This is a genomic window from Holophagales bacterium (genome assembly GCA_016699405.1).
Lineage (GTDB): Bacteria > Acidobacteriota > Thermoanaerobaculia > Multivoradales > JAGPDF01 > JAAYLR01.
Genome location: CP064972.1, coordinates 3,435,319 through 3,462,288 on the forward strand (window position 1 = coordinate 3,435,319; position 26,970 = coordinate 3,462,288).

The following is a 26,970-nucleotide window of genomic DNA, read 5'->3' on the forward strand; positions in this document are numbered from 1 at the left end:
CGTTCCCCGCTCGGGCGGCGGGGGATGCTTCTCGCCGCCCTCCTGACGCTCCTCGCCGTGCCCGCTGGGGCCGAGACGCCGTATTTCCGCACGGTTCTCCCGCTTCCCGACGGCAGCTGGCAGATCACGTTCGGGGGGCTCGACTCCTGGTCCGCGCCGACAGCGGAGCTCTGGGTCGATGGGACGAGGGTGGAGGTCGGCAGCGAGAAGGTCGCGAGTGAGTCGCGACGGCGGATGCCTGCTCCGCCGGAAGGGGCGAGGCGGCTCGAGCTGCGAGTGCGAGGCCAGCGGGTCGCCGCGCTCGATCTCGAGCCCCTCGACGAGACGCATTCCGCCATGGCGAGCTGGACGATCTACCAGGTCATGCTCGAGATGTTCGCCAACGGCGACGCCGGCAACGACGGACAGATCCGGGGCTGGCGGCATCCGAGATACGCCGGCGGCGACTTGCAGGGGGTTCTCGATCGCGCCGACTACCTGCGCGACCTGGGGGTCACCGCCGTCTGGCTGAGCCCGGTCTTCCAGTCGCAGACGTCGCACGGCTATGACGTCCAGAACTACTATCGCATCGGCGACGCGGTGGGAGTGCCGGAAAATCCAGACGCCTCCCTGGCGCTCTTCCGCCGGTTGCGCGACGAGCTCGCGGCGCGCGGCATCCGCATCATTCTCGACATCCCGCTCAACCACGCCAGCCGCGTCTACGATCGCGAGCACGGCGATCCGCTCGTCTTGCACCCGAAGGCGACCGGTGCCAAGCAGCCGGCCGAGAAGACCTGGGAGAGCTGGGGCGCCAGCTACCAGTACTGGAACTTCGACCACGCGGCGACGCGGGAGTTTCTCAAGCAGGCGGCGCTCTACTGGCTGCGCGACGAGAAGGTCGATGGTCTGCGCCTCGACTACGTCCGCGGTGTGCCACACGACTTCTGGGCCGATCTGTACCGGGTGGCCAAGGAGGCGAAGAAGGGGGCGTTCCTCGTCGGCGAGTGCTGGGACGATGCGGCCGGCCCGGAGGCGAACGCCAAGGAGATCGCCTCGTATTACGCCGAAGTGGAGGGCCTTGGCCCGCAGTTCGACTCGCTGCTCGATTTCCCGCTGCAGTCGGTGCTCAACGACACCTTCGCCGGCCAGGGATCGCTCGCCGACACGGAAGCCTGGCTGCAACGGACGGCGGCGACCTACGGACCGGGGGCCTTGCCGACCTACTTCCTGGACAATCACGACCTGGCGAGATTCGCCGACCGGGGCGGAGATCGGGCCCATCTGCTCGCCGCTCTCGGGTATCTCGTGTCGCTCGACGGCCCTGTGGTGCTGTTCTACGGAACCGAGACCGGTCTCGGAGGGGGCGATGCGAAGGAGGGCTTCACGGACAGCGGACGACTGCCGATGCCGTGGAGCACACTCGATCGCGAGCTCGTGGGGCAGACTTCGGCGATCCTCCAGGCGCGGATCGCTCACCCCGCCCTCTCGTCGGGGGTCCGGCTGCCGCTCCTGGTCGAGGATCGGGTCCTGGTGGTGGCGAAAAAGGATGGCGCCGAGACGCTGCTCGTCGGGGTGAATCTCGGCGAGGCCGGGCGCGAGGTCGTGTTGGAGGCGACCGCACTGCTGCCGGGGAACCGCGAGCTCCCACCGATCGTCGGCGCTGCCCCGGCGCACACCGACAGCGAAGGTCGGTTGACCTGGACGCTTCCACCCCGGTCGACCTCGATCGTCGCGCTGGCCCCGCTCCCGCCGAGCTAGAATCCCGTCACGGGGCCGCCGGCCCCGTCTCGAAACGAAACCTGCGACAAGGAGACTTGGCGATGGCTGTACGCAAGGCTTCCGCCGTTTGGAACGGCGGGTTGACGGACGGCAAGGGCAGCGTGGCGCTCGGCAGCGGCGCGTGGCAGGGCGAGTACTCGTTCAAGACCCGCTTCGAAGAGGCGCCGGGAACGAATCCGGAAGAGCTGATCGGCGCGGCGCACGCCGGCTGTTTCTCGATGGCGCTGTCGGCGACCCTCGGACGCAACGGCTTCGCGCCGGAGCGGGTGGCGACCGAGGCTCGGGTTCACCTGGTCAAGCAGGAGGCCGGATTCGCCATCACCAAGATCGAGCTCCACTGCGAGGCGAAGGTCCCGGGGATCGACGAGGCGAAGTTCCAGGAGCTCGCCGGCGCCGCCAAGGTCGGCTGCCCGGTCTCCAAGGCCCTCGCGGCGATCGAGATCGAGCTGCACGCCAAGCTGACGGCCTGAGGCCGGCAGGCGGACGCGGTCCGCTCGTCAGGTCGGCCCTCCTACCCTGAGGGGGGGCGTCGATCGGGTCGGCGGGGCGTAGCATGCGCCCCCCGACCCGACCCTTGATCCCCGCCTCGTCATGAACCGTCGCCTCGTCGTCCTCCTGCTTCTCGCTGTCGTGCTCGTCGCCACCTTCGTCTGGTGGCGGAGCGATCGACGTCGCCTCGCGTCGCGTTTGAACGAGGCGATCGAGCAGGTGAGCAAGGAGGGGCCGGAAGACCAGCTCACGACCTTCGGGAAGATGCGGCGACTCGTCGGGCTGTTCGCGCCGGGATTCGTCGTGCTCGGCGGGGCTTACGAAGGCTCGATCAGCGACGCTCAGCAGTTGGCTGGCGTCGTCGCCTCGTATCGTTCGACCGTCTCGGATCTGCACTTCGTCGTCCGTCATCGCACGCTCGAGCTCGACGCGACGCGCGGCACGGCCCAGATGCTCCTCACCCTCGACTCGATCAGCCGGGGCGAGGGTGGGCCGAGCCACGAGTCGTACCGGTTTCGCATCGCCTGGGTGCGCAACGACGGGGAGTGGTGGATCCAGGAGGTCGAGCTCCTCGAGGTGGGCTCGCCAGGGAGGCTCGTTCCATGACCACCACCGAATCAGCGGTAGCGGCAGGCTCCGACCGGGCACCGGGAGAGATCCTGCGCCGCGCCACCTTCGCCAGCCTCGTCGTCGGACTGGCCGTGATGGGACTGAAGTTCGTCGCCTTCACGCTCACCGGGTCGGTGGCGCTGCTCTCGGATGCTCTCGAGTCGATCGTCAACGTGGTCGCCGCCGTGGCCGCCATGATCGCGATCCGGGTCGCGCTCCGGCCGGCCGACGAGACTCATCCTTTCGGCCACCACAAGGCCGAGTACTTCTCCGCCGGTCTCGAGGGGGCGCTCATCCTCGTGGCCGCCGGCACGATCTTCTACGAGGCCGTGGCGAAGCTATCGCATCCCGAGCCGCCGAATCAGCTCGGTCTCGGCCTGGCCTTCTCGGTGGTTGCCAGCTTGGCGAATCTCGCGCTGGCGCTGCTGCTGATTCGCACCGGAACGCGCCATCGATCGCCGGCGCTGGTCGCAGATGGCCGACACGTGCAGAGCGACGTGATCTCGTCCTTCGGCGTGCTCATTGGGATCGGACTGGCCTGGGCGACCGGCTGGTGGATTCTCGACCCGATCGTGGCGATCCTCGTCGCCCTGCAGATCCTCTGGATCGGGGCGAAGACGGTCTGGGGATCGATGGGCGGACTGATGGACGAGGCGCTGCCTGCCGCGACGATTGCGGAGATCGCCGCGACGATCCAGGGATCGATGGGGCAGGCGCTCGAATTCCACGATCTGCGCACTCGGCAAGCCGGGCCGACGACCTTTGTCGAGTTCCACCTGGTGGTTCCCGGCGCGCTGCCGGTGGCCGAGGCGCACGGCGTCTGCGACGAGATCGAACGGGCGCTCAGCGAGCGATTTGGCGGAGCGCACATCTCGATTCACGTCGAGCCGGAAGGCGAAGCTCGACATCTCGGCTACGAGCGCTGAGTCGCGCGGTCGACCGGCCTTGCGACGCCCCGCGGCAGGGTCAGATCGTTCGACGATCCCGATGCGGCGCGTCGGCGAGCCAGCGCGGTCCCAGGCTCAGGGCCACGACGACGAGGTGGGGGTCGTCGGGAAACTCCACGCGGCAGCAACTCGCGGGTAGCGGAATCCGGTAGCGGAAGAGCGTTCCCTGGACGACGGGGAGGTTGCGTCCCCGGCGATCGTGGAGGTGCGTGGCGACCCATCCGACGTGAGCCCGGCGCACGAATCCAGGGCGACGGAGGGTCAGCGGCAACCTGCCCAGTCGCCAGGTGCGATCCCAGGCCGCGAGGGGACGACGCCAGTCGTGGACGACGAGGTCAAGCGGATCCCCGTCGACGACGAAACGGACACGACGATCGCCACGCGCCGAAGACCCCAGAACATAGAGGTCGCCCTCGCCGCCATCGATCTGCAGCTTCTGGCCACCCGCCCTGGCGGCGAGCAGGCGCCCCGCCGTGTCTCGGCTCGGCTCGAACGTCACCCCGTCGACGACGAACGAGGCGGGCAGGAGCTCGGTGGGAACGTGCCGACCGCGACCGTCGAAACCGCCGCCGCCGCGTTCGCCGTCCCGGCTTGACACCGGTCGATCCGCCGGCCACGGCTGGGCGAACGCATCGGCTCCCCGACCAGGAGGAACGCCGGGGAGCTCGAGCCGCAGCGAGGCGAGGCTCCAGGCTGTCATCTCGACCTCGACGCGGCCTCCGGAGCCGGCGAGCGGCACGAGCGGCCGTTCGCATCCGTCGGCGAGCGAGGCTCGCTCCGGCGCAACGGTCGGACGGAAGGTGACGCGGGTCTGCCGGCCGCGTGTCTCTCGCAGGCGCAGGAGGATGCCGGAAGCGTCTTCGAGTCCCTTGACGGCATTCAGCCAGACGCCGTCCCCGACGAGCTCACCGAGGGTCGCGGTCCGCCCGAGACGGCCGGGGTGAGCGTTCACCACGAAACCGACCGGACGCAGGCGGAGCCGTTCCGCGTGCTCGACGACCCCGCCGTCCACCCAGCTTCCGGAATAGGGCAGAAGGGCGAGCTCGGTGCGATGCCGTCCAAGGTCCTGGTCGCGTTGGTAGGTGAAGCGGTGGCCGAGCCGAGGGGTCCTCACCAGCGTGGCCCGGAGAACCGAAGGCGCCGGGTGATCGAAGCCGCTGGTGTGCGGGGTGAGGATGGCAATGCCGTTGCCTTCCTCCATTTCGAGTGCCGCCCAGGCCTGGGCGGGGACCTCGTAGAGCCGCGGCGTCGAAACGCCGCGCTCGACCACGCCGACGCCTCCGTCGTAGAGCGCCCGAGCCGTGCCGCCGGGTGTCTCGAGCCTCGCCTTGAGCAGGCGCCCGCGGCTGCGCCAGTCGAGGTCGAGCTCGAGCTCGATGCGCCGCCCGGCATCTCCCGCGGCAAGCCGCACGCGGGTCGTCAGTGTCGAGCGGCCAGAGCGCCGTTCGATCGCCAGGGCGACACGCACCGGACCGGCTTCGAGCACCTCGAATCGGCAGGGCCCGGCGAAGCGCTCGGCGGCGGGTTCCGCCAGATCGCGGTGCTGCACCTCCCAGGCGGGGAAGCGCTCGGAGACGTCTCGCAGAAGCTCGAAGCGGAAGGGTGAGCCGAGCCGCTCCCGGGGATCGCCTGGACGACGCAAGCTGACGAGGTCTCCGGCGTCGTCGAAGTGGAGGCTCCAATGGCGGTTCGCGAGTCCGCGACCTGTCGCGGTCAGATCGCCGGCGGGGTGGGTGCCCTGAACTGCCTCGAGCGAGTAGACCGTGAGGGAGAGAGGGGCGAGCTTCGCCAGGAAGAGCGCGCGCCGTCCACCGTCGGGAGAGTCGATCCACTGCACCGGGGAAGCGAATCCGCGGGGATCCCGGACGACCGCACACGGCGGGACGGCGGCCTCGGGAGAAAACTCAACCTCGACAACCTCCTCGACCGCAACAGCCAGTGGATTGAAGACGGCGATCGGCGCCCCCGCGGTGCGCGTATCGAGCTGACGAGCCATCGCCGCGAGGGCGTGCTCGAGGACCTGGTCGAAGCGGGCTCGCGCGAGTGCCTGATCGTTCCAGGCGAGAGCGTTGGCCTCCGGGATGCAAGTGCCGCAGAGCGTGTCGTGCATCTGGTGCGCCAGGAGGCGTTTCCACGCCCAGCGAAGGGTCGCTGCCGGATAGTCGAAAGCGCCGAGCGTCGAGGCGAGCGCCGCCGCGCTCTCGGCCAGGGCCGCGGAGCGCTCGCCCTCGCGGTTGCCGCGCTTGATGGCGGCCTGGGAGCTGTATCCCCCGGTCGCGTGGACCGCGAGGAGCAGCTCGCCGCGGTATCGAGGAAGCGCCACGCGCTCGTCGCTGCCGATCTCGAGAAACGGCTGGGCCGAGGCACAGGGGACCACTTCGATCGGGCCGAGCGCCGCGACGGCCTCCTCGAGCCTGGCGAGCGTCGCGTCGGGAAGCGCCCCGCCCTTGTCCCCGATCCCGGTGTAGCGAAGGGCGATCGGTGGACGACCTGCCTCGACCAGTTCCGTGAACTGCCTGGCCCACGACTCGTCGTGCGCCAAGTTGGCCACCACCGGTTCGCCGTAGCCGCCGGGGTCGAGGGCGGCGAGCAACTCCTGGCCGTCGGGTCCCTCCCAGGCTCCGAAGGCGAACGGGATCGGTGCGGCGGCCCGCAGTTGTGCGCCGAGCCGCAGTTTCTGGGTGGAGAAGCCGACGACGCCGGCATGGGCGGCGATCGTCGGCAGCGCGGCCGGGAAGCCGAAACAGTCGGGCAGGAAGAGATCCTGGCAACGCGCGGCGAGATGGCGCTCGAAGAACCGCTGGCCGAGGTGGATCTGGCGGATCAACGACTCGGGGGAGGGCAGGACGCAGTCCATGGCTTCCCAGGCGGCTCCCGCGGGTGCCCACCGTCCCGCCGCGACCCAACCGCGGAGCTCGTCGAAAGCGGCCGGATCGTGCTCGCGCAGCAGGCTGTAGCGGTGCGCACCTTCGAAGCTGAGGACGTAGGAGGGAAAGCGCGCGAAGGCGCGCCGGTTCTCGGCGATCGTGCGCGGCAGGAACTGAGCAACGGTCCGGCGAAGGGTCCATCGCCACTGGCTGTCGAGGTGCGAAACCGCGACGACGTAGAGCGTGGGGCGACGGCGAGTGGGGGCGTTCATGCCAGAGTGAGGCGAAGCCGGATGATAGACTCGCTCATGCAATTCCCCAAGGACCCGTCGGGGCATCTCGCGCGTTCGCGGACGGCGCAGGGCGCACCGTCTGGGAGGGAGCGGGACCGGGGCGAATGGCACCGAGACCGGAAGGAGGACGCGATGCCGTCGAAGACCAAGGTGCTCGCCGGAGTCGTTCTGGCCGTGACGTTGTCCGGCTCCGTGCACGCACAACTGAGCGAAGTGCCGAAGGCCTTCGAGGCTCTCGATCGCGGTGACGGGGAGGCCGCCCAGGGGACCTTCTCCCGGGCTGCCGTCGAAGCGTTGCTCGCCCTCGCGGAGAGCCAGCGCGGCGACGCGCAGAAGTCCACTCTGGCGCGGGCCGCCGAGCTGGTGCCGGCAGACGCCGAGGGACTCCGGCAGCGGGTCCAGGGGATGCAACTGCTGGCGGAAGGGAAGAACGCCGAAGCGGCCGCCCTGTACGGGGCGCTGGCGACGCGAGAGCCGCGCGACAAACGAGTGCAGTACTTTCTCGGCGTCGCGCGCCAGCGCGCCGACGATCTTCCCGGCGCGATCGTGGCCCTGCGCGAAGCGACCAACCTCGATCGAGCGTTCGGGGTGGCACTGGTCGCGCTGGGAGATGCCTTGCGCCAGGCGGGCGACTTCGGCGGCGCCTACAACGCCTACAACCACGCGACGACACCCGACGGGCGGCCGGTCTCGGCGCTCCTCGGTCGGGCCGCGTCCCGCATGTTGATCGGTGACATGGAAGGTGCAGCGAGCGACCTCGAGTTGGCGATCAAGATTTCGGCGCCCGGAATGGATCGCTACCGTTCGCTGATGGGGATGTTCTTTCTCCGGGCCTACGAGCGGAAGGTTGCCGACGGCACCTCGCGGGTCGAGCAGGCGGTGGCGATGTGGCAGGAGCTCGGGCGCACCGACATGGCCGTGGCGGCCTGCAACGCCGCGGGGAGGATCTTCCTCGAGACCGGCGACCCGGATGGAGGCGAGAGCTGGTATCAGGCCGGGTGGAACCTCGTGCTCGACTCGAAGACGGCCGCCGAGGAGCGGACGCTCTGGCAGGTGCGGATGCTGCACGGCACCGCACGCGCCGCGGCGGCACGTCGCGACTTCAATCGTGCGGACTCGCTCGTCGCCCAGGCCAAGGGACTGATGGACCAGGACAGCCGGAACGCTGAGCACTACGCCTGGATCTACCCCTACCTCAAGGCGTACGTCGAGTTGTCGCGTCGCGATCCGGATGCCGCAATCGCCAACCTGCAGGCCGTACCGGCGAAAGAGATGGACCGCCCGTATCTGCAGTTCTTGATGGCCGAGGCGTACTCCCGCAAGCGTGATCGGGACGCGGCCAGACTCTGGTACGAGAAGGCGCTGGCGTCCGCCACCGGACTCGATCCGGAGACTGTGATCGTCCGACCGCTGGCGGTAGCCTGGCTGGCGAAGAACCCGGCGAAGAACTGACCGGTGACCTCGCCGTCGTGCCGCTCGAAACGAATTCAACCCCCCGCGCGACCCCGGCCCCGGCCGCGACGAGGTCGAGTGGAGGGGCAACGCTCGTCGCCACTGGAATCCTCGCCAGCCGGGTCGCCGGGCTGATCCGCGATCGAGCGCTGGCCCACTATTTCGGTCTGGGACCGCATCAGGACGTTTTCCGATCGGCGCTCAAGGGACCGAACCTGGTGCAGAACCTGCTCGGGGAGCAGGCGCTCTCCGCCTCGTTCATCCCGATCTACTCGCGGCTGTTGAAGGAAGGGAAGCGCGAAGAGGCTGGGCGATTTGCCGGCGCGATCTTCGGGCTCCTGCTCGCCGTCGTCGCGGCGATCTCGCTCGTCGGGTTCCTCTTCGCCCGGCCGATCGTCGCGCTCTTCGCCACCGGGTTCCTGCTCGACGCCGCGAAAGTGGCTCGAGGAGAGCTGGCGGTCGACCGCTTTCCGCTGGCGGTGGCTGCGGTGCGGTGGATGTTCCCGATGACCGGGCTGCTGGTCCTCTCGGCCTGGGCTCTCGGCGTTCTCAACAGCCACCGGCGGTTCCTGCTCTCCTACCTCGCTCCGGTCGTCTGGAACGCCAGCATCATCGCGGCGGTAGTCTGGGTGGGACAGGGAATTGCGGCGGGAGAAGGGCGGAGTGGGCTCGACCGCCTCCTGATCTCGGCCTGTTGCGGCGCGCTGCTCGGGGGCGCGCTGCAGTTTCTCGTCCAGGTTCCCGGCGTCGTCCACGAAGTGCGGGGATTTCACCTGAGCTTCGGCTGGCGCGACAGCCGCGTGCGCGCCGCCCTGTCCGGATTCGGCCCTGCCGTCGGGGGGCGAGGGGTACTGCAACTCTCGTCGTGGCTCGACCAGCAGCTTGCCTCGATGTTCGCCCCCGGGGCGCTGGCCGCTCTGGGCTACAGTCAGCAGCTCTACCTGCTGCCGATCAGCCTCTTTGCGATGTCTCTCGCCGCCGCGAGCCTTCCGGAGCTCTCGGAAGGGACCGCATCCGGCGGAACCGAATGGGCCGACCGGTTGCTTCGCAATGTCCGGCAAGTCAGCTTCTTCGTCATCCCGTCGATGGTCGGATACCTGGTCTTCGGACGGCTGATCGTCGCCGGGCTCTTCCGCACCGGCAGCTTCGGCGACCCGGAGGTGCTGCTCGTCGGCGCGATACTCGGCGCCTATTCCCTCGGGCTCCCCGCGGCCGGCGCCGCCCGGCCGTTGCAGAGCGGTTTCTACGCTCACGGCGACACGCGCCGGCCGGCCCTCATCGCTGCGGCGAGAGTGGTCGCCAGCACGGCGATTGCCATCCCGGCGATGGTCTGGTTGGATCGGTATTCTGTCGGGGGAGGGGCGACCGCACCGCTGCACCTCGGGGCGGTCGGTCTGGCGGCGGGCTCGGCCATCGGCTCCTGGATCGAGTTCTTCTCGTTGTGGCGGCGCCTGCGGGGGTTGCACCCGACCCTGCGTCTGCCTTGGCGGGAGGTCGCGAGGAACCTCGGGCTGGCGATCGTGGCCGCGGGGGGAGCCTGGGTTCTCGGCTGGGCGGTACCGTCCGGGATGCCGAGAGCCGTGGTGGCCGGCAGCGTTCTGGCGGCGTTCGGGATAGCGTATCTGGGCGGCGCGATGGCGCTCGGTCTGCCGGAGGTCGAACCGATTCGCCGGCGACTGCATCTTCGGCGCGGATGATCCGTACAAGGCTCAGGAATGGAGACCTTCACGCAGGTGGGACTGGGAATCGGGATGGCGGCGGCCTGCGGCTTCCGGGTCTTCCTGCCGCTTGCCCTGCTCAGCGGGGCGTCTCGACTCGGGATCGTCAGCCTGTCTCCCGGCTTCGGATGGCTGGCCAGCCGCGAAGCGCTGCTCATCCTTTCGGTCGCGTGCGTGGCCGAGATTGCGGCGTACTACCTGCCGTGGGTTGACCATCTCCTCGACCTGCTGGCGACGCCGACCGCGGTCGTCGCAGGGGTGTTGGCGAGTGCGGCCGTGCTGGTCGATCTGCCGCCGGCGTTGCGCTGGACGGTTGCCGTGGTGGCCGGCGGGAGCGTCGCCGGGCTCTTCCAGGGCACGACGGTCCTGGCCCGCCACGCCTCCTCGCTGCTGACCCTCGGCTTGGGCAATTTTCTCATCGCGACGGCCGAGATGATCCTGGCACTTTGCGCCGTCGCGTTGGCGATCCTCCTCCCGCTCGCGGTGATCGTGCTGGTGCTCGCCGTGGCAGGATGGCGCCTCGGGCGACGGGTGGAGGCGACGGCATGAAGAAGCCGATGGTGCTGGTGCTCGCTCTGCTCGGGGTGGGCTGCGTCAGCCGCAGCATCCTCGAGATGTCGATGGAGCAGCGACTCGTCGCGCAGGTGCACGAGCGGGGCCTGCCGCTCGACCAGGTGACGGTGCCGTTCTCGTTGACGCCCGAGATGCGCAAGTGGGCGCACGAACACGTTCCCGCCGTGGGCGGTGCGGACCTCAAGCTCGACATGCTGCTGCGGGCGCTTTTGTCGACCGACGGCGGAGTGCGCCTGGTCTACGAGAGCGGGTTCACCGGGACGGCGGCCGAAGTCTTCGCCTCGGGGCGAGCGAACTGCCTCGCCTTCACTCATACCTTCGTCGGCTTCGCGCGCGAGGTGGGAATCGACGCCTATTACATGCGCGTCGACGAGGTGAACAGCTACTTCAAGGCGGGCGACCTGATCGTCGCCTCCGGTCACATTACGGCCGGCTATGGCAGTCCCGGACAGCGCAAGGTTCTGGACTTCACCGAACAACCGGTCGGCCCGTATCACACGCTCCGACCGATCTCGGACCTCACGGCGGTCGCCCTCTTCCATTCCAATCGCGGTGCCGAGATTCTCCGCGAAGGCAAGCTCGCCGAGTCGCGACGGTGGCTCGAGGTGGCGGTTCGACTCGATCCCGACCTGCCCGACGGTTGGGTCAATCTCGGGGTGGTGAGACGGCGTCTCGGCGATCTCGACGGGGCGGAAGAGGCCTACCGGCGAGCCTTGGAGGCCGATCCGCAGCAGGCTGCCGCCTACCAGAACCTCGCCGCGCTGGTCGACCTGAGAGGACGGAGTCGAGAAGCCAAGGAGCTGCTGGCCCTGCTCGAGCAGGTCAAGAGCCGGAATCCGTTCAGCTACATCGCGCTGGGGGACCTGAATCTCCAAGAGGGTCGTCTCGACGATGCCGAGCGCTTCTATCGAAGGGCTTTGCGTCTCGACCCCCAGCAGGCGGAGTCGTACGCGGCTCTCGGCGAGTGGGCGGCGACGAAGGGGCGCTCGCGCGACGCTCATCGCTTCTTCCGCCAGGCGGCGAAGCTCGATCCGGCCAACGAGCGGACACGTCGACTGGCCGAACGGCTGGGTGAGTCCCTGCCGTCCACCCCGAACGGCAGCTCGACCCGCTGACTCGCCGCACCGCTGAAACCTCCCTCATCGGCCCTCGTAGGAAATGGCGAGGATCGATGCGGGAGGAGGCTTCCATGAGCCGTTCCATGAGGATCGTCATCGGGTCGTTCGCCGTCGGCATCGTCGGGGCGGGCGCCTTCTTTCTTTCTCAGCGCGCCGCGGCGAAGAGCGACGGTCTGACGACGGTCAGCGTCAGCCGGGGAACGATCGTCGACAAGGCGTTGGCGGTCGGCCAGATCGTCCCGGACCAGGAGATCCAGGTCAAGTCGCAGATCTCCGGCATCGTCAAGGAGTGCTTCGTCGAAGTGGGTGACCGCGTCGAGATCGGGCAGCCGTTGCTCGTCATCAGCCCCGATCCGACGCCGCTCGAACTGGCCGAGGCGGAACGGCGAGTGGAGCTGGCACAGGTCTCCTACGAGAAGGCCGAGACCGATCTCGCTCGTACGCGAAGCCTCTGGTCTGGAGGGATTCTGGCGCGAGACCAGTTCGACAGCCGCCAGAAGGACTTCGATCACGCGCGAATCACCCTCGAACAGGAGCGGGACAAGCTCGCCCTGCTGAAGGAAGGGCGAATCGAAAGGAAGAAGGGGGGCGTGGATTCGATCATCCGCGCCTCGGCTTCCGGCACCGTGCTCGAGAGAAAGGTCAATCCCGGCGATCCGGTCGTTCCCCTCACCTCGTTCCAGGAGGGGACGGTGATGATGACCCTCGCCGACATGAAGACGCTCGAGTTCCGCGGCACGGTGGACGAGATCGACGTCGGCAAGTTGCACGAAGGGATGCCGGTCCGGATCCAGGTCGGTGCGCTGCCCGGCTCGACGGTTCCCGCTCACCTGACACGAATCGCCCCGAAGGCGCGCGTCAAGGAGGGTGCCACGGTGTTCGACGTCGAGGCGTCGATCGACCGCGGAGCCTCGCAAGTGACTCTGCGGGCCGGCTACTCGGCCAACGCCGACGTGGTGATCCAGGAGAAGGCCGGCGTCCTCCTCCTCCCCGAACGGCTGATTACCCTCACCGACGGCAAGGCGACGGTCGAGGTCCCGACCGCGGTGGCGAAGGGCGAGCCGGAGAAGCGGGAGATCCAGGTCGGGCTCTCCGACGGTCTGAACATGGAGATCCTGGCCGGCCTGACCGAAGGTGAGAAGGTGATCCAGCGCCCGCCCAAGGAGATCAAGTGAGGGCGCCATGGTCCTGCGCAACTATCTGAAGCAGTTCCTCCGCGATATGCGGGCGCAGAAGCTGCGGCTCTTCCTCACCGTGTTCGGCATCGTCTGGGGTACCGCCGCAGTGACGCTCCTGCTCGCCTTCGGCGAAGGGCTCCATCGCCGGGTCATGGTGAGCCAGAAGGGGCTGGGTGACGCCATCGTCATCGCCTGGCCGGCGCGGACCAGCCGTCCCTGGGAGGGATTGCCGCGCGGGCGAGGGATCAACCTGACCGCCGAGGACATCGCGATGCTTCGGCGTGAGGTGGAGGAGATCGACCGCATCAGCGAGGAGTACCGTCGGGACGAGGCCCGGCTGGTTCAGGGGACGAAGGCCGTGTCGGCCGAGGTGGCGGCCGCCAACGTCGATTTCGGCGACATGCGCAACCTGGTGCCCGAGACGGGTCGCTACTTCAACAATCGCGACCTCGACGAACGTCGTCGAGTCGTGTTCCTGGGCGACCAATTGAAGAAAGATCTCTTCGGATCAGCAGAGGCGGTCGGGCGAAGCTTGAGGATCGACGGGGTGCCGTTCCTCGTCGTCGGCGTGATGCGGGAGAAGGACCAGGATTCGTCCTACAGCAGCCGCGACAAGGACAAGGCGACCATCCCGTCGACGACGTTCGCCGCGATCTACGGCACACGCGAGGTCGAGAACTTCGTCTTCCAGGTGAAGGACGCGTCGCGGGTCCCGCAGGCGAAGAAGAAGGTGCTTGCCGTCGCCGCGCACAAGTATCGCTTCGATCCGGCGGACGAGGAGGCGATCCAGATGTGGGACACCACGGAAGGGGTGAAGTTCCTCGACACCTTCTTCGTCACCTTCCGTGCCTTCCTCGGAATCGTCGGCGCGCTGACGCTGGTGGTCGGCGGAATCGGGGTGTCCAACATCATGAACGTCGTCGTCGAGGAGCGGACGAAGGAGATCGGCATCAAGATGGCCCTCGGCGCGAAGCGACGCTACGTCCTCGGGCAGTTCATCTTCGAGACGCTGGCGATCACTCTGGCCGGCGGCATCGCCGGCTTCCTCGTCTCCTGGGGGATCTGCGAGGTCTTTCCGCGCCTCGGCGACCTCGAGACCTACGTCGGGACGCCGGTGATCTCGCTCCAGGTGGCGGCGATCACGACGGCGATCCTCGGCTCGATCGGCCTGCTCGCCGGCTACTTCCCGGCGCGTACTGCCGCCAACCTTAAGCCCATCGAAGCGCTGCGGATGTAGCCATGATGCGCCCCGGACTCGTCTGGACGCTGTTCCGTCGCACGGCCCACGTGCAGCGCAAGAAGATGGCAATGACCGTGGCGGCGATCGCCTGGGGAACGCTGTCGATCGTCCTGCTCCTCTCGTTCGGCGAAGGGCTCAAGCGAGGCTTCTCCCGCGGTAGCCGCGGCCTCGGCGAGGGGATCGTCGTCGTCTGGCCGGGATCGACCTCGATCTCCTACGCCGGCTTCCCGCAGGGTCGGAACCTGCGCTTCCTCGAGGAGGACGTCGAGTTGCTGCGGACCGTCGTCGACGAGATCGGCCTGGCCTCGGCGGAGATGCGGCGGTGGGGCAACAACGTGGTCTTCGGGCGCAAGTCGTTGACCAAACCGGTCGTCGGCGTCGAGCCCGAGTACGGCGAGTTGCGGAATCAGATCGCCCAGCCGGGCGGACGATTCCTCAACGAGCGTGACGAGAGTCTCAAGCGGCGGGTGGCGTTCCTCGGCAACGACCTGGCCGGCGAGCTCTTCGGCGACACACCTCCGGTCGGCAAGACGATCTTCGTCAACCAGATCCCGTTCACCGTGATCGGTGTGATGCAGAAGAAGATCCAGATGGGGACCTACGGCGGGCCAGATGCGAACAACGTCGTCGTGCCGCTCTCGACCTTCCGCGCCCTCTACGGGCGGCGCAACTTGTCGGACTTCGTCGTGCGAGCGAAGGCTCCGGCCCAGACGGCGGCGATGAAGCAGCGGCTCTTCCAGGTCCTGGGAGCCCGGTACCGCTTCGACCCGAAGGACGAGCGGGCGCTCCAGATGTGGGACACCCTCGAGACGCAGAAGGTGACCCAGAACATCTCGGTGGGCATCGAGCTCTTCCTCGGGGTGATCGGCGGGTTGACGCTGCTGATCGGCGGGGTCGGCGTGGCGAACATCATGTACGCCACGGTGAAGAACCGGACGCGTGAGATCGGCGTGCAGATGGCGCTCGGGGCGCGCCGTGTCTACGTCCTGGGCCCACTGGTTGTCGAGTCGCTCGCCTTGACCGCGATGGGCGGAGCCATCGGCGTCACGCTCGGAGCCGGCATCGTCCACCTGCTCGCTTTCGTCCAGTCGAGGCTCGACAGCGAGGCGCTGAAGTTCATGGGGGCGCCGACCTTCTCCCCTGGCGTGGCGCTGACCGTCGTCGTGCTGCTCGGGACGATCGGATTCCTCGCCGGGTACTTTCCATCGCGACGGGCGGTCGCCATTCAGCCGGCGGTCGCGCTGCGTTACGAGTAGGGGTAGCGAGCATGACTCTCTTCCACGGGCGCAACGGTCAGGCGAAGACGAGCGGTCCCGCCTCGCCGGTGATCGACATGCGAGGGATCGGCAAGACCTACGACACGGGCGCCGTGCGGGTCCAGGCGCTCCAGGCGATCGACCTCTCGGTCGCAGGCGGGGAGTTCGTCGCCATCGTCGGTCCGTCCGGCTCTGGCAAGTCGACGCTGCTCAATCTGGTCGGGTGCCTCGACACGCCGAGCAGCGGGACCTACCGGCTTCAGGGAGAGGAGGTCGAGCGGCTCGGCGCCGACGAGCTGGCCGACATCCGCAATCGTCGCATCGGCTTCGTCTTTCAGAGCTTCAACCTGCTGCCGCAGATCAGCGCCTTCGAGAACGTCGAGCTGCCGTTGCTCTTCAAGGGGACCGGAGCGCGGGAGCGCCGAGAGCGAGTCGAGCACCTCTTCGAGCAGGTCGGTCTTGCCGACCGGATGCACCACCGGCCGACCGAGCTCTCGGGGGGGCAGACGCAGCGGGTCGCGATCGCACGGGCGCTGGCCTGTGATCCAACCCTGATTCTGGCCGACGAGCCGACCGGCAACCTCGATTCGTCCTCGGGCAAGGACGTGCTGCATCTCTTCGAGGAGCTGGGGGAGCAGGGGCGAACGATGCTGGTCATCACCCACGACATGGCCGTCGCCCAGCGAACCCGGCGACTCGTGCGGATCGCCGACGGCCGCATCACGGAAGACCGACCGGTCGCCTGATTCCTCGCGGCGACCGGTCGTGTAACACGCTCAGTCGAGAGTGATCTCGACGTTGCCGACGCCGCACTCGACCTCGACGAGCGAGCTCCCCTTGCCGCTCGTCCAACGGAGCCCCTTGCCGACGAAGCCGGTACCGTCGATGCGCCCGCTCGGCAGGGCGAGCGACGTGTCCCCGACGCCGGACTTCAAGCTGACGCTGCGCACCGAGGTCTCCGGCAGGCGAACCTGGACGTTCCCCACGCCGAGATCGACGTAGAGGTCGTGTCGGAAACCCCGGACCTCAAGATCGCCGACGCCCATGTCGACCGAGAGAGGGAAGTCCCGCGGCGCCGAGATGACGCCCTTCAGCTTGACGCCCTTGCTGGAAGTGCCCCGTGGGCCGCGGATCTCGACGGCCAGCTTCTCGCCGCGCCGGCGCGAGTCGATCTTCATCTTGTTGGCGAGCTTGTCGCATTCGGCCGGCTCGGAATCGCACGCGATCTGCAGCTCGACCCGGACGACGCGCTCTTCGGTGGCCTCGAGGCGAAGCTCACCGACGGGGAAGTCGAGGGTCACCCAGCGGGCATCGCCGAGGGGAAGCTCCTGGCTGAGCCGCCGCGGCTCGGGAGTCGACGCGGCCGACGCGGGAGCAGCCACGCACCCCGCGCTGGCAAGAACGATCAGGGCGAAGGCGGTCGCGAGAGCGGTGGGGCGGAAACGGACACCGTGGTGCGAGGACATGGCAAGGACCTCCTGGATCTGGCCGTCGGCGGTCGCCGCAGCCCATCGTCGGCTGGCGAACCGAGCGGGTCTGTCCGAGCTTACGACGGAGGGCGGGGGATCGTTTCGTGAACCGCTTCACCCTCCGCAGCGCGGGCGCCGAGGGAATCGCGACGCCAGAGTCGTCGCCCCGGCGGTCACTCCTGCGCTTCGAGGAAGCGTTCGGCGTCGATCGCCGCCTTGCAGCCGCTTCCGGCCGCGGTGATCGCCTGGCGATAGCGTGGGTCGACGACATCGCCGCAGGCGAAGACCCCGGGGACCTTCGTCGCGCTGGTCGGCTCGAGGACCCGCAGATAGCCCACGTCATCCATGTCGAGGAGCCCTCGAAAGAGGGCGGTATTCGGCTGGTGACCGATGGCGACGAACAGCCCCTGGACCGCCAGCTCGGAGAGCTCACCGTCGCGCGGGTCGCGCAACCGCAGAGCGTGAACGCCGGCATCGCGCGAGCCGAGAACCTCCACGACCTCGCGATTCCAGGCGAAGGCGATCTTCGGGTTGGCGAGCGCCCGCTCGCGCATGATCTTCGAGGCCCGGAGCTCGTCGCGACGATGCACCACGGTGACCTTCGAGGCGAACCGCGTCAGGTACAGCGCCTCCTCGATCGCGGTGTCGCCTCCACCGACGATCGCCACCTCCTTGCCGCGGAAGAAGAAGCCGTCACAGGTGGCGCAGGCCGACACGCCGTAGCCCATGAGTTCCTGTTCGCTCGGCAGGCCGATCAGCTTGGCGCTGGCTCCGGTGGCGACGATCAGCGTTTCGGCGCGGTAGACGCCGGCCTCGGTGTCGAGGCGAAACGGGCGGCGCGAGAGATCGACCGCGGCGACGGTCTCGAACTTCACCTCGGCGCCGAAGCGGCGTGCTTGCTCGCGCATCCGGTCCACCAACTCCGGGCCCAGGATCCCTTCGGGAAAGCCGGGGAAGTTCTCGACTTCGGTGGTGATCGTGAGCTGGCCGCCGGGTTGCGAACCCTCGAGCACGAGGGGCCGCAGGCTGGCACGGGCAGCGTAGAGGGCGGCCGTGAGCCCGGCGGGGCCCGAGCCGATGATCGCCACGCGATGGAGTTCGAGCGGATCGAGCGAACGAGGGTCGGTCATGGCGTGGCTCCTGCGCGGGCGGGGATCGACGGGTCCGCGGGAGGCGAAGTATACCAACGCCGATGCGCCCATCTCGGAGTCGAACCTCGTAGACTTGGCCCCTGCGACGAACCGCCCGATCCAAGACGAAGCGGTTCCACTAGGAGGACACATGGGAAAGAAGGACAGCGAACGGAAGAAGTCCCGGGAGAGCGTTGCTGGGCTGAGTCTTGCCAGCGCCGAGCTCGCCGCCGCAATGAATGCTCAGATCGGCCACGAGATGCTCGCTTCGCTTCAGTACGTCGCGATCGCCACGTACTTCGACGCCGAGGCGCTTCCGGAGCTGGCGGCGTTCTTCTACCGGCAGGCGGAGGAGGAGCGCGCGCATGCGATGAAGTTCGTCCACTTCCTGGTGGACGCCGGCGCACGCGTCGAGATCCCGGCGATGCCCGCGCCGCAGTCGGCGATCGGTTCGGCCGAGGAGGCTGTGAGCCTCTCGCTCGACTGGGAGCAGACGGTGACGCAGCAGATCTACGACCTCGTGGAGATCGCACGCGGCGACCGCAACTACATCGCCTTGCGCTTCCTCGATTGGTTCGTCACCGAGCAACTCGAGGAGCTGACGTCGATGGGGACGCTGCTCGCGCTGGTCCGCCGAGCCAGCGGCAATCTGTTCTACGTCGAAGAACACCTGGCCCGGAAAGGCGGGGTCCTCGCCGCCAAGCCGGCAGGCGAGGGCGCGGCGGAAGCGGAGTAGCTGCGCTGAGGGATTCCGGCAGCGGGGCCGCGATCGGGTCCCGCTGCTTCGATCCTCGGCCCGTTGGGGCGGGTCAGGGCCCGAGCCAGGGCGCAGCGAGCGCGAGCGCGTTGAGCGCTCCGCCGACCGTCAGGTTGTCGAGAACCGCCCAGATCCACGCCTGGCCGCTGCCGTCCCCACCCCGACCGACTCGAATCTCCCCGACCTGGATCTTCTCGGCGCCCGAGCCGTCGATCGGCCCGAGGTGGCCAGCGTGTTTCGTCGACTCGATCCCCGGATCGACTGCCAATGCGCGCGCGATCTCCCGGGCTGTCACGTGGCCGTCGAAGCGCAGGTCGACACCCAGAGCCGTTCCGTGGAACATGCCTCCCTGGATTGCCTGGACCCGGATCTCCGGAGCCTCACCGTCGAAGACGGCGCGAAGGGAGGCCTCGATGCGCTCGGCATCGTCGCGCGAAGGCAGGAGGTTGAAGGCCAGCTGGCGACCGAAGACGGCCGGCTTCGGCTGCCCGGTGAACATGAGGATGGCTCGGGTTTCCTCGAAGAGCTCGTCGATCCCGGCCTGCCCCCGAATCGAGGCCGGCTGGACGACGGTCGCGCTCGCTTCGCGAAGCCCGAGCGGCGCGACGGCGGTGAGAAGGCGCGCCAGGCCGACCACCGCCGGATGAGGGCTGATCCAGACGCGGGCGCCGGTCGGTGCCGCGCTTCTTCCGGTTCCGGCCACGGCGACCGCTCCGTCCTCGACGCCCGCACCCGCTCCGAGGACGATCGCCTGGGTTCCGGCCGGAATGTCGGCCAGGAGCGGACGATCCTGGGCGATCTCCCCGCAGAAGAAGGCGACGGCGGCTCCGTCGAGCTCGAGGGCGGCGTAGCGGCCGACGATCGTCGCCATGCCCCCGACCTCGGTGACCGAGCCGATTTCGTCCTCGCTGGCAGAGTAGAGACGGACGTCGAGGGAGCGGCTGCCGGCGATCCGGCCGAGCCCCTCGCACAACTCCTTGCCCAGGAGTGTCGTCGGGTGGACGACGGCGATCCGACTCACCGTGGCCCCTCGTCGACGCTGTCTCGCGGAGGGGCCGCAGCGGGACGTTTCGGTCCGATCTTGCTCCACACCCAGGCCAGCGGACCCGAGAAGGTATAGACCGACGCCGCGACGAGGAAGAAGGCCCGCGGTTCGAGAGCGGCCACCAGCAGGACGGCAGCCACCGGGACGAGGACCCGGAAGCTCAAACGCGCCCCGGGATCGAGCTTCTTGAAGCTCGGATAGCGGAAAGTCGAGACCATGAGCGAGCCGAGGCCGGCCAGGGCCACGACCATCAGCCCCGTCAGGTAACCCCGCCACTCGGAATCCGGCGCGAAGAAGAGAACCGCGGCGATGCCGCCGGCGGCGGCCGGCGAAGGCAGTCCGACGAAGGAGCGTCCGTCCGAGAGCTTCGTCTGGACGTTGAAACGCGCCAGGCGCGTTGCGGCGCAGACGAGGTAGAAGAAGGGGACCAGCCATCCGGCACGGCCGAGGTGGGCGAGGCCCCAGTGGTAGGCCAGGAGCGCCGGGACCATCCCGAAGGTCAGCACGTCGGCAAGCGAGTCGAGCTCCTTGCCGAACTCGCTCTCGGTTCCCATCCGGCGGGCGATGCGGCCGTCGAGGCTGTCGAGCACCGCCGCCGCGTAGATCAGCAGCGCCGCGTCGGTGAACTCGGCCGTCAGCCCGCGCATCAGCGCGAGGAACCCGAGGAACATGTTGCCGACCGTGAACAGCGAAGGCAGCAGGTAGGCGCCGCGCCGGAGCCGGGCCGGGACCCGCCGCGCGCCCATCATGCGGACCTGCCGGGTTCGGCCATCGGCGTCTCGCCATTGCGGACCCGGTCGCCCACCTTGACCAGGATCCGGTAGTCGGCCGGGAGAATCAGGTCGACCCGCGAACCGAACTTGATCAACCCCATGCGCTCGCCCCGGGCGCGACGCTCTCCGGGACGCAGGTAGCAGACGACGCGACGAGCGAACAGGCCGGCGATCTGGCGCACGCCGATCACATCCCCGTCTTCCCGCCGGATCACCGAGAGCTGGCCCTCGTTGATCTCCCCGGCGTCGTGTCGGAAGGCGGCGACCTTCTTGCCGGGCTTGAGCGAGGAGGAGACGACCTCGCCGTCGACCGGCATCCGCTGGATGTGGACGTCGAAGACCGACAGGAACGTGACGACGAGCTGGCGCCGACCCGGGCCGACGGCTAGGTCCTCGACCTCGTCGATTCGCGTGACGAGACCGTCGGCAGCGGCGATGACCGTGGAGGGCGATCCCGCGTAGCTCCGGCGGGGGTCGCGAAAGAAGAGCAGGACGGCCAGGCCGAAGAGCGCAAGCCCCGCCGCCCAGCCCGGATGTCCGAGGGCGCCGGCGATCGCCGCGGCGACCGGGAACGGACACACGAACGGCCAGGATTCTCGAGCAAAGGTCATGGAGGTCGCCTGTTCCCGACGCCGTGCGTCGGGCGAGAGCGCTCAGGCCGAGACGCGGCTGTCGCGGTGCTCGCGGAGCATCTGCTCCATGCGGTCCTTGAGCGCGAGCTTGTGGACCTTGATCTGCTTCTCCTGGATCTCGTCGTCCTGCGACAGGAGAGTCTTCTGGTAGAGCGCTGTCAGCTGCTGCTCGCACTGCTGGTGCTCGGCGACGAGCTGCTGAAACGCCTCACTGCTTTCCATGAGCTCCTGTCTCAGGGCATCCAGGGTCGGCATGATCTCGGATCTCCTTGGGTCATCGTCGGAAGGAGGCGTTCGCGAGCCCTTCGCGAAACCAGGGCGCCTCGTGAGCGCGCTCCTCGATCGGCGGTTTTCAGAATAGCACCCGCCTGTCGCCCCTTCAAGAACGGCGGGGTGTCGAGAGATCGAGGGAGTACAGCACGGCATCGCTCCCGTCGGAGTAGTAGCCGCGGCGGAAACCGACCGGCTCGAACCCCAGGGCTCGGTAGAGAGCCCGCGCGGCCTCGTTGTGCACGGCAACCTCGAGGTGGCAGGTGCGGAGTCCCCGCATGCGGAGCCGTTCGAGGCCTTGGGTGAGGAGCCGGCGAGCCTCTCCTCGTCCGCGGCGATCCGGGCACACCCCGATCCGCAGCAGCTCGGCCTCGTCGGCGACGAACTGGAAGACGGCATAGGCCGACGGCTCCAGGCCGCTCCCACCGAGCAGCAGGATCTCGGCGAGCTCCGAGGTGAGCGAGGAGGAGATCTGGACCTCGCTCCACGGAAGGGGGAAGCAGACCTGCTCGAGGGCGACCAGGCTTCGCAGGTCGGCCTCGGTGGCTCGGCGGACGGCGCCCGGGTCAGGCACCGGGCGGACCTGGGGAGGGACCTTTCGCCAGGCGGACCTCGGGTGTCGGAGCGCGCAGGTAGAGCGGCGTGAGCAGCCGGCCCGGATCGGGGGTGGGCGGCGCGAGGGAAAGTGCGATCGCCAAGGGGCCGGCGAGCGGCTGTGCCTCCAGGAGCTGCTGGTCGGGAAGCTCCCGCGCCAAGGCCGAAACCCCGAATCCGATGGCCGATCCGGGAGGAAGACGACGGAGCTCTTCGCCGGAGAGGATCCGCGCTTCGCTGATCGCCATCGGCGGACGGTCCACCGCGAGCAGCTGGCAGTACCACTCGCCGCGAAGGGCGTCGACCAGGGCCAGAATCCGCTCCGGACCGCCGACTCCTTGCCAGGCGAGAGCTTCGAACGTGGTGATCGAGCTCGCCGGGCATTCGAGAGCCTCGTGCAAGGCCCAGGCGGTTGCCAGGGCGAGTCGGACCCCGGTGAAGCTGCCGGGACCGCGCACGGCGACCAGGTGGGCGAGGTCGCGCGGCGAGAGCGCGGCAAGACGCATCGCTTCGTCGACGAGGGCGAGGAGCGGGCGGGCACCGGGCCCGCCCGGCGCGTCGACCGCCGCGAGGAGACGGCCGTCCAGGCCGACCGCCACGCTCGACCGGGGCGAGGCGGCGTCGATCGCCAGCAGGGGGCCTGGGTTCGTCGCCACGCGGCGAGTATATGGGTGGACCCGCGCAGCCAGGGCTATACTGCCGACCCCATGGCGGCGACCGCCGAGCTCACCCCGATGCTCCGGCACTATCTGGAGCTGAAATCCCAGAATCCGGATGCCCTGCTCTTCTACCGGATGGGAGACTTCTTCGAGCTCTTCTACGAAGACGCCATCGATGCGGCGGGGCTTCTCGACCTCACGTTGACCGCGCGCCATCGCGGGACGGAGAACGAGACGCCGATGTGCGGCGTGCCGCACCACGCGGTCGACGGCTACCTGGCGAAGGTCCTGCGGCTCGGTCGGAAGGCGGCGATCTGCGACCAGATGGAGGACCCGGCCAAGGCGAAGGGGCTCGTGCGGCGCGAGATCACCCGCATCCTGACTCCGGGCACGGTCACCGAACCCGGCCTGCTCGAAGGCAAGGAAAGGAGCCTGCTCGCGGTCGTCGCCTGGGAGGGGAGCAGCGGGGCCGGAGCCTTTCTCGAGGTCTCGACCGGGGAGTTCTGGATCCGCCGCTGGCATGGTCTCGATGAGGCGATCTCGGAACTGGAGACCGTCCGACCTCGAGAGCTGCTCCTCGCCCCGCGCGGTCTCCCCGAGGCCCTGGTCGACTGGAGCCGACGCGAGGGCGTCTGCCTGACCCAGCTCGCCGCCGAGGAGTGGCCCGACCCCCGAGATGCCGAGGATCTACTGCTGCGGCAGTTCGCCGTCGGCACCCTGCGCGGGTTCGGGCTTTCGACCGACGAGCCGGCCACGCGTGCCGCCGCGGCGGCCTTGGCCTACGCCCGCCGGATGCGTCGCGCCGACCTCGGTCATCTGCGTGGTCTCGAGTCGCGCGAGGCCGGGGACGCGCTCATTCTCGACGCGACGACCCTGGCCAACCTCGAGGTTCTCCGACCCCAGCGCGACGTGGGACGAAGCACGTCCCTGCTCGGCGTCCTCGACACGACAGTGAGCGCCGGCGGTGGGAGGCTCCTGCGCGACTGGCTGCGTCGACCGCTGCGCGATGCCGAGAGCATCGAGGCTCGGCTCGAATCGGTCGAGCGGCTGGTGGGGAGGCCCGCGACACGCGAGGCCTTGCGCGCCGCCCTGTCGAAAGTCGCCGACCTCGAACGGCTCGCCAGTCGCGCGGCGCTCGGAGCGATCACGCCGCGAGAATCGGCGGCACTGCGGGACACGCTGGGTCAAGCGCCCGAGGTCTTCGCCCGGGTCGGCGAGGTCGCCTCCCCGGTGTTGTCGTCACTGACTTCTGCCGATCCAATCGAGGGCCTTCTCGAACGTCTACGCCGCGACCTGGCCGAGTCGCCAGCCACGTCTCCCGAGGACGGACCGGTCATCGCCGAAGGGGTCGACGCCGAGCTGGACCGGGTGCGATCGCTCGCTCACGACAGCAAGCGGCACATCCTGGCGCTCGAGGCCAGGGAGCGCGAGCGGTCGGGTATCCCTTCGCTGAAGATCCGCTACAACCGGGTTTTCGGCTACTACATCGAGATCACGCGGGCCAATCAGCACCTGGTCCCGGCCGACTACCAGCGGCGGCAGACGCTGGTGAACGCCGAGCGCTACGTCACCCCGGAGATCAAGGAGCTCGAGGAGCAGATCCTCACCGCCGACGAGCGACGGGTGAGCCTCGAAACCGCTCACTTCGACGCGCTTCGGCAGGCGATCGCCCTCGAGGTCGAGCGGATGAGCGCGCTCGGGCGTGCCTTCTCCCGGATCGACGCCCTGGCGGCCTTCGCCGATTCCGCCTCCCGCCACGGCTATGTCCGCCCGCGGCTCGGGGGTGCCGGGAGCGGAATCCGCATCGTCGACGGCCGGCACCCGGTCGTCGAACGGGCGTTGCGTGAGCCGTTCGTCCCGAACGACTGCGAGCTCGACCCCGAGCGGTCGCAAGTCGTGTTGCTGACGGGCCCGAACATGGGCGGAAAGTCGACCTACCTCCGGCAGGTGGCGCTGATCGTCCTCATGGCCCAGGCGGGATCATTCGTCCCGGCTCGCGAGGCCGAGATCGGACTGCTCGATCGGATCTTCACCCGTGTGGGGGCGAGCGACGACCTGGCGCGCGGCGAGTCGACGTTCATGGTCGAGATGATCGAGACGGCGAACATCCTCCGACACGCCGGACCGCGCAGCCTGGTCATCCTCGACGAGGTCGGGCGCGGGACGGCGACCTTCGACGGGTTGTCGCTCGCCTGGGCGATCGTCGAGCATCTCCACGAAGTGCGCCGGCCCTTGACCCTCTTTGCCACGCACTACCACGAGCTGACCGAGCTCGCCGACCTCCTGCCGCGCGTGGTGAATCGCACCATGGCGGTCAAGGAGTGGGAGGAGAAGATCCTTTTCCTGCGACGGGTCGTTCCCGGGGCTGCCGACAAGTCGTACGGCCTGCACGTGGCTCGACTCGCCGGGCTGCCTCCGGACGTGCTGAGCCGTGCCGCGGAGGTCCTGCACAACCTCGAAGCGGCCGAATATGATCCGAGCGGTCGGCCCCGCCTGGCTCGGGGCCACGTTCCCAGCTCGCAGCGACCGGAACAGCTCCCGCTCTTCACCCCACCGGAGCAACTCGTGGCACAACTCCTCCGCGACCTCGACATCGACCGGCTCACGCCGCTCGCCGCACTCAACGTGCTGCAAAGCCTGCGTTCCCGACTCGGATGAACGGCGGGGCGCTTCTCGTCGTCGGTTTCGAGGGGACGGCTCTCACCCCGGAGGAGCGGCGTGTGCTCGAGCGTGTCCGGCCTGGGGGACTGGTCCTGTTCGCCCGGAACCTCCAGGAGGTCGACGAGACGAGGGCGCTCGTGGGCGCGTTGCGCCGGCTGTTGCCCGAGGCGATCCTTTGCGTCGACCAGGAAGGGGGGCGGGTCGACCGGCTACGGCGCCTCGTCGGTCCTGCTCCGGCGCCGGCCGACCTCGCGGGGTGTCGAGTGAGCCGATCTCTTCGGACCGGCCGAACCGTCGGCGAGGCCCTCCGTCATTTCGGCTTCGACCTGGATTTCGCACCCGTTCTGGACCTCGACCACGGTCGGGTCGACAACGCTCTCGACCGGCGCTGCTTCGGCCGCGACCCGCGAAGCGTCGTGGCGCGCGCCGGGGCCTTCCTCGAGGGGCTGAGCGAGGCAGGGATCCTCACCTGCTTGAAGCACTTTCCCGGATTGGGCGGGGCCGCTCAAGACACCCACCACGCGGGCTCGGCGATCGACCTGCCGGCGACGGAGCTCGAGCGGGACCTCTCGCCGTTCACCCGGCTGGCGCCCGTGGCCGACGCGATCATGGTCTCGCATGCCAGCTATCCGGGCTGGGACCCATCGAGGCAACCGGCCACACTCTCGCCGGCGATCGCCACCGACCTGTTGCGGCGACGCCTGGGTTTCGACGGGATCGCCTTCACCGACGATCTGGAAATGCAGGCGCTCGGTGGTTGGGAGGAGATTGCCGAACGCGCCGAGGCCGCCCTGATCGCCGGTTGCGACGGTCTTCTCGTATGTCGGCGCCTGGAGGAAACGCCGGGCATCGCCGAACGGCTCGAGGCGGCCCGAATCGAATCCCGGCGCCTCGAAGCTGCGGCACGCTGGGAGCGCCTGCGCGCCGCCCTCTCGGCGCGCCGAAAGCGCGTCGAAGGGCGGAAGCCCCTGTCGCTCGAAACGGTAAGGCTCCGCTTGGCGCGGCTCGCGACCTCCGTCCCTCAGAACGGAATGTCGTCGTCGCCCGGCGGGAAGTGACCCGGATCGTCGTACCCACCCTCGGCGGGACCGTGGCTCTCGCCGGTGGCAGGCGCGGGCGCTCGTCCCCCCTCCGCGCTACGGGCTCCGCCGATCATCTGGAAGTTCTCGCAGACGATCTCGGTGAAGTAGCGCTTCTCTCCGGTCTTCTTGTCGTCGTAGGAGCGGGTCTCGATCCGGCCTTCGAGATAGATGGTCTTGCCGCGCGTCAGGTAGCGACCGGCAATCTCCGCTTGCTTGCCCCAGACCTTGATGTTGTGCCACTCGGTCTTTTCCTGCTTCTCACCGTTCTTGTCGCGCCACTGCCGGTTCGTGGCGAGCGAGAAGGTGGCGACGGGCTGACCGCTCGGCGTCGAACGGACCTCCGGATCCTTGCCCAAGTTGCCGACGAGAATGACCTTGTTGACCATGATCTGCAGAGCCT

General features: G+C 68.8%; 25 protein-coding genes. 15 read left to right on the forward strand and 10 right to left on the reverse strand.

What is annotated here, in order from left to right; translation table 11 throughout:
* The first annotated feature begins 24 nt into the window (after positions 1-24).
* From IPJ17_14110 to IPJ17_14125, 4 genes are all read left to right on the forward strand, one after another.
* Positions 25-1,737: a hypothetical protein gene (locus IPJ17_14110; GenBank protein ID QQR72634.1), complete on the forward strand. Its 1,713-nt coding sequence runs from the start codon at positions 25-27 to the stop codon at positions 1,735-1,737.
* A gap of 62 nt (positions 1,738-1,799) precedes the next feature.
* The gene (locus IPJ17_14115) at positions 1,800-2,228 is read left to right on the forward strand and encodes an OsmC family protein (protein ID QQR72635.1); all 429 of its coding nucleotides are present in this window, start codon (positions 1,800-1,802) and stop codon (positions 2,226-2,228) included.
* Positions 2,229-2,349: 121 nt separating this feature from the next.
* A complete protein-coding gene (locus IPJ17_14120) occupies positions 2,350-2,853 on the forward strand; it encodes a hypothetical protein (GenBank protein QQR72636.1) in 504 nt (167 codons plus the stop codon).
* The gene (locus tag IPJ17_14125; protein QQR72637.1) at positions 2,850-3,782 is read left to right on the forward strand and encodes a cation transporter; all 933 of its coding nucleotides are present in this window, start codon (positions 2,850-2,852) and stop codon (positions 3,780-3,782) included. The genes IPJ17_14120 and IPJ17_14125 overlap by 4 nt, the downstream gene beginning before the upstream one ends.
* 40 nt (positions 3,783-3,822) lie before the next feature.
* On the opposite strand, the gene IPJ17_14130 is transcribed toward IPJ17_14125, so the two are convergent.
* On the reverse strand, positions 3,823-6,942 hold the full coding sequence (locus IPJ17_14130; GenBank protein ID QQR72638.1) for a hypothetical protein: 3,120 nt from the start codon (positions 6,940-6,942) through the stop codon (positions 3,823-3,825).
* Between the two features lie 153 nt (positions 6,943-7,095).
* On the opposite strand from IPJ17_14130, the gene IPJ17_14135 reads away from it, so the two are divergent.
* From IPJ17_14135 to IPJ17_14170, 8 genes are all read left to right on the forward strand, one after another.
* Positions 7,096-8,415 carry a tetratricopeptide repeat protein gene (locus IPJ17_14135; protein ID QQR72639.1) on the forward strand — a complete coding sequence of 440 codons (1,320 nt, stop codon included), beginning with the start codon at positions 7,096-7,098 and terminating at the stop codon, positions 8,413-8,415.
* A gap of 17 nt (positions 8,416-8,432) precedes the next feature.
* Positions 8,433-10,112, forward strand: a complete 1,680-nt coding sequence (murJ, locus tag IPJ17_14140) for a murein biosynthesis integral membrane protein MurJ (GenBank protein ID QQR72640.1) — start codon at positions 8,433-8,435, stop codon at positions 10,110-10,112.
* 18 nt (positions 10,113-10,130) lie between these two features.
* Positions 10,131-10,682, forward strand: a complete 552-nt coding sequence (locus IPJ17_14145; GenBank protein QQR72641.1) for a DUF4126 domain-containing protein — start codon at positions 10,131-10,133, stop codon at positions 10,680-10,682.
* The gene (locus IPJ17_14150) at positions 10,679-11,821 is read left to right on the forward strand and encodes a tetratricopeptide repeat protein (GenBank protein QQR72642.1); all 1,143 of its coding nucleotides are present in this window, start codon (positions 10,679-10,681) and stop codon (positions 11,819-11,821) included. The genes IPJ17_14145 and IPJ17_14150 overlap by 4 nt, the downstream gene beginning before the upstream one ends.
* Positions 11,822-11,895: 74 nt before the next feature.
* Positions 11,896-12,999 (forward strand): efflux RND transporter periplasmic adaptor subunit, encoded by a 1,104-nt coding sequence (locus tag IPJ17_14155; protein ID QQR72643.1) that lies wholly within the window; start codon positions 11,896-11,898, stop codon positions 12,997-12,999.
* Positions 13,000-13,006: 7 nt separating this feature from the next.
* Complete coding sequence (locus IPJ17_14160; protein ID QQR72644.1) at positions 13,007-14,239, forward strand: ABC transporter permease; 1,233 nt, start codon at positions 13,007-13,009, stop codon at positions 14,237-14,239.
* Positions 14,240-14,241: 2 nt separating this feature from the next.
* Positions 14,242-15,498, forward strand: coding sequence for an ABC transporter permease (locus IPJ17_14165; GenBank protein ID QQR72645.1), 1,257 nt, complete (start codon positions 14,242-14,244; stop codon positions 15,496-15,498).
* A gap of 77 nt (positions 15,499-15,575) precedes the next feature.
* Positions 15,576-16,244: an ABC transporter ATP-binding protein gene (locus tag IPJ17_14170; protein QQR76178.1), complete on the forward strand. Its 669-nt coding sequence runs from the start codon at positions 15,576-15,578 to the stop codon at positions 16,242-16,244.
* Positions 16,245-16,274: 30 nt separating this feature from the next.
* Here the strand turns inward: IPJ17_14170 and IPJ17_14175 are convergent, their stop codons facing one another.
* Together IPJ17_14175 and trxB are read right to left on the reverse strand one after the other, a co-directional pair.
* On the reverse strand, positions 16,275-16,964 hold the full coding sequence (locus tag IPJ17_14175) for a hypothetical protein (GenBank protein ID QQR72646.1): 690 nt from the start codon (positions 16,962-16,964) through the stop codon (positions 16,275-16,277).
* Between the two features lie 176 nt (positions 16,965-17,140).
* The gene (gene trxB, locus IPJ17_14180; GenBank protein QQR76179.1) at positions 17,141-18,097 is read right to left on the reverse strand and encodes a thioredoxin-disulfide reductase; all 957 of its coding nucleotides are present in this window, start codon (positions 18,095-18,097) and stop codon (positions 17,141-17,143) included.
* Positions 18,098-18,248: 151 nt separating this feature from the next.
* Between trxB and IPJ17_14185 the strand changes: the two genes are divergently transcribed.
* Positions 18,249-18,833, forward strand: coding sequence for a ferritin (locus IPJ17_14185; GenBank protein ID QQR76180.1), 585 nt, complete (start codon positions 18,249-18,251; stop codon positions 18,831-18,833).
* 73 nt (positions 18,834-18,906) lie between these two features.
* Here the strand turns inward: IPJ17_14185 and IPJ17_14190 are convergent, their stop codons facing one another.
* The 6 genes from IPJ17_14190 to tsaB all read right to left on the reverse strand — a co-directional run bounded on the left by IPJ17_14190 (position 18,907) and on the right by tsaB (position 22,824).
* Positions 18,907-19,875 (reverse strand): hypothetical protein, encoded by a 969-nt coding sequence (locus IPJ17_14190; protein QQR72647.1) that lies wholly within the window; start codon positions 19,873-19,875, stop codon positions 18,907-18,909.
* Entirely contained in the window at positions 19,872-20,648 is a 777-nt protein-coding gene (gene pssA, locus IPJ17_14195) for a CDP-diacylglycerol--serine O-phosphatidyltransferase (GenBank protein ID QQR72648.1), read from the reverse strand. Before pssA ends, IPJ17_14190 begins: the two co-directional genes overlap by 4 nt.
* Positions 20,645-21,283 (reverse strand): phosphatidylserine decarboxylase family protein, encoded by a 639-nt coding sequence (locus IPJ17_14200; protein QQR72649.1) that lies wholly within the window; start codon positions 21,281-21,283, stop codon positions 20,645-20,647. The genes pssA and IPJ17_14200 overlap by 4 nt, the downstream gene beginning before the upstream one ends.
* A gap of 42 nt (positions 21,284-21,325) precedes the next feature.
* Entirely contained in the window at positions 21,326-21,559 is a 234-nt protein-coding gene (locus IPJ17_14205) for a DUF465 domain-containing protein (protein QQR72650.1), read from the reverse strand.
* A 124-nt stretch (positions 21,560-21,683) separates the two neighbouring features.
* Positions 21,684-22,148 carry a GNAT family N-acetyltransferase gene (locus IPJ17_14210; protein QQR72651.1) on the reverse strand — a complete coding sequence of 155 codons (465 nt, stop codon included), beginning with the start codon at positions 22,146-22,148 and terminating at the stop codon, positions 21,684-21,686.
* On the reverse strand, positions 22,141-22,824 hold the full coding sequence (gene tsaB / locus IPJ17_14215) for a tRNA (adenosine(37)-N6)-threonylcarbamoyltransferase complex dimerization subunit type 1 TsaB (GenBank protein ID QQR72652.1): 684 nt from the start codon (positions 22,822-22,824) through the stop codon (positions 22,141-22,143). The genes IPJ17_14210 and tsaB overlap by 8 nt, the downstream gene beginning before the upstream one ends.
* 15 nt (positions 22,825-22,839) lie before the next feature.
* Between tsaB and mutS the strand changes: the two genes are divergently transcribed.
* Together mutS and nagZ are read left to right on the forward strand one after the other, a co-directional pair.
* Complete coding sequence (mutS, locus tag IPJ17_14220; protein ID QQR72653.1) at positions 22,840-25,485, forward strand: DNA mismatch repair protein MutS; 2,646 nt, start codon at positions 22,840-22,842, stop codon at positions 25,483-25,485.
* Positions 25,482-26,546 carry a beta-N-acetylhexosaminidase gene (gene nagZ, locus IPJ17_14225; protein QQR72654.1) on the forward strand — a complete coding sequence of 355 codons (1,065 nt, stop codon included), beginning with the start codon at positions 25,482-25,484 and terminating at the stop codon, positions 26,544-26,546. Before mutS ends, nagZ begins: the two co-directional genes overlap by 4 nt.
* On the opposite strand, the gene IPJ17_14230 is transcribed toward nagZ, so the two are convergent.
* Positions 26,510-26,956 carry a single-stranded DNA-binding protein gene (locus IPJ17_14230; protein QQR76181.1) on the reverse strand — a complete coding sequence of 149 codons (447 nt, stop codon included), beginning with the start codon at positions 26,954-26,956 and terminating at the stop codon, positions 26,510-26,512. The genes nagZ and IPJ17_14230 overlap by 37 nt on opposite strands.
* Positions 26,957-26,970 lie beyond the last annotated feature (14 nt).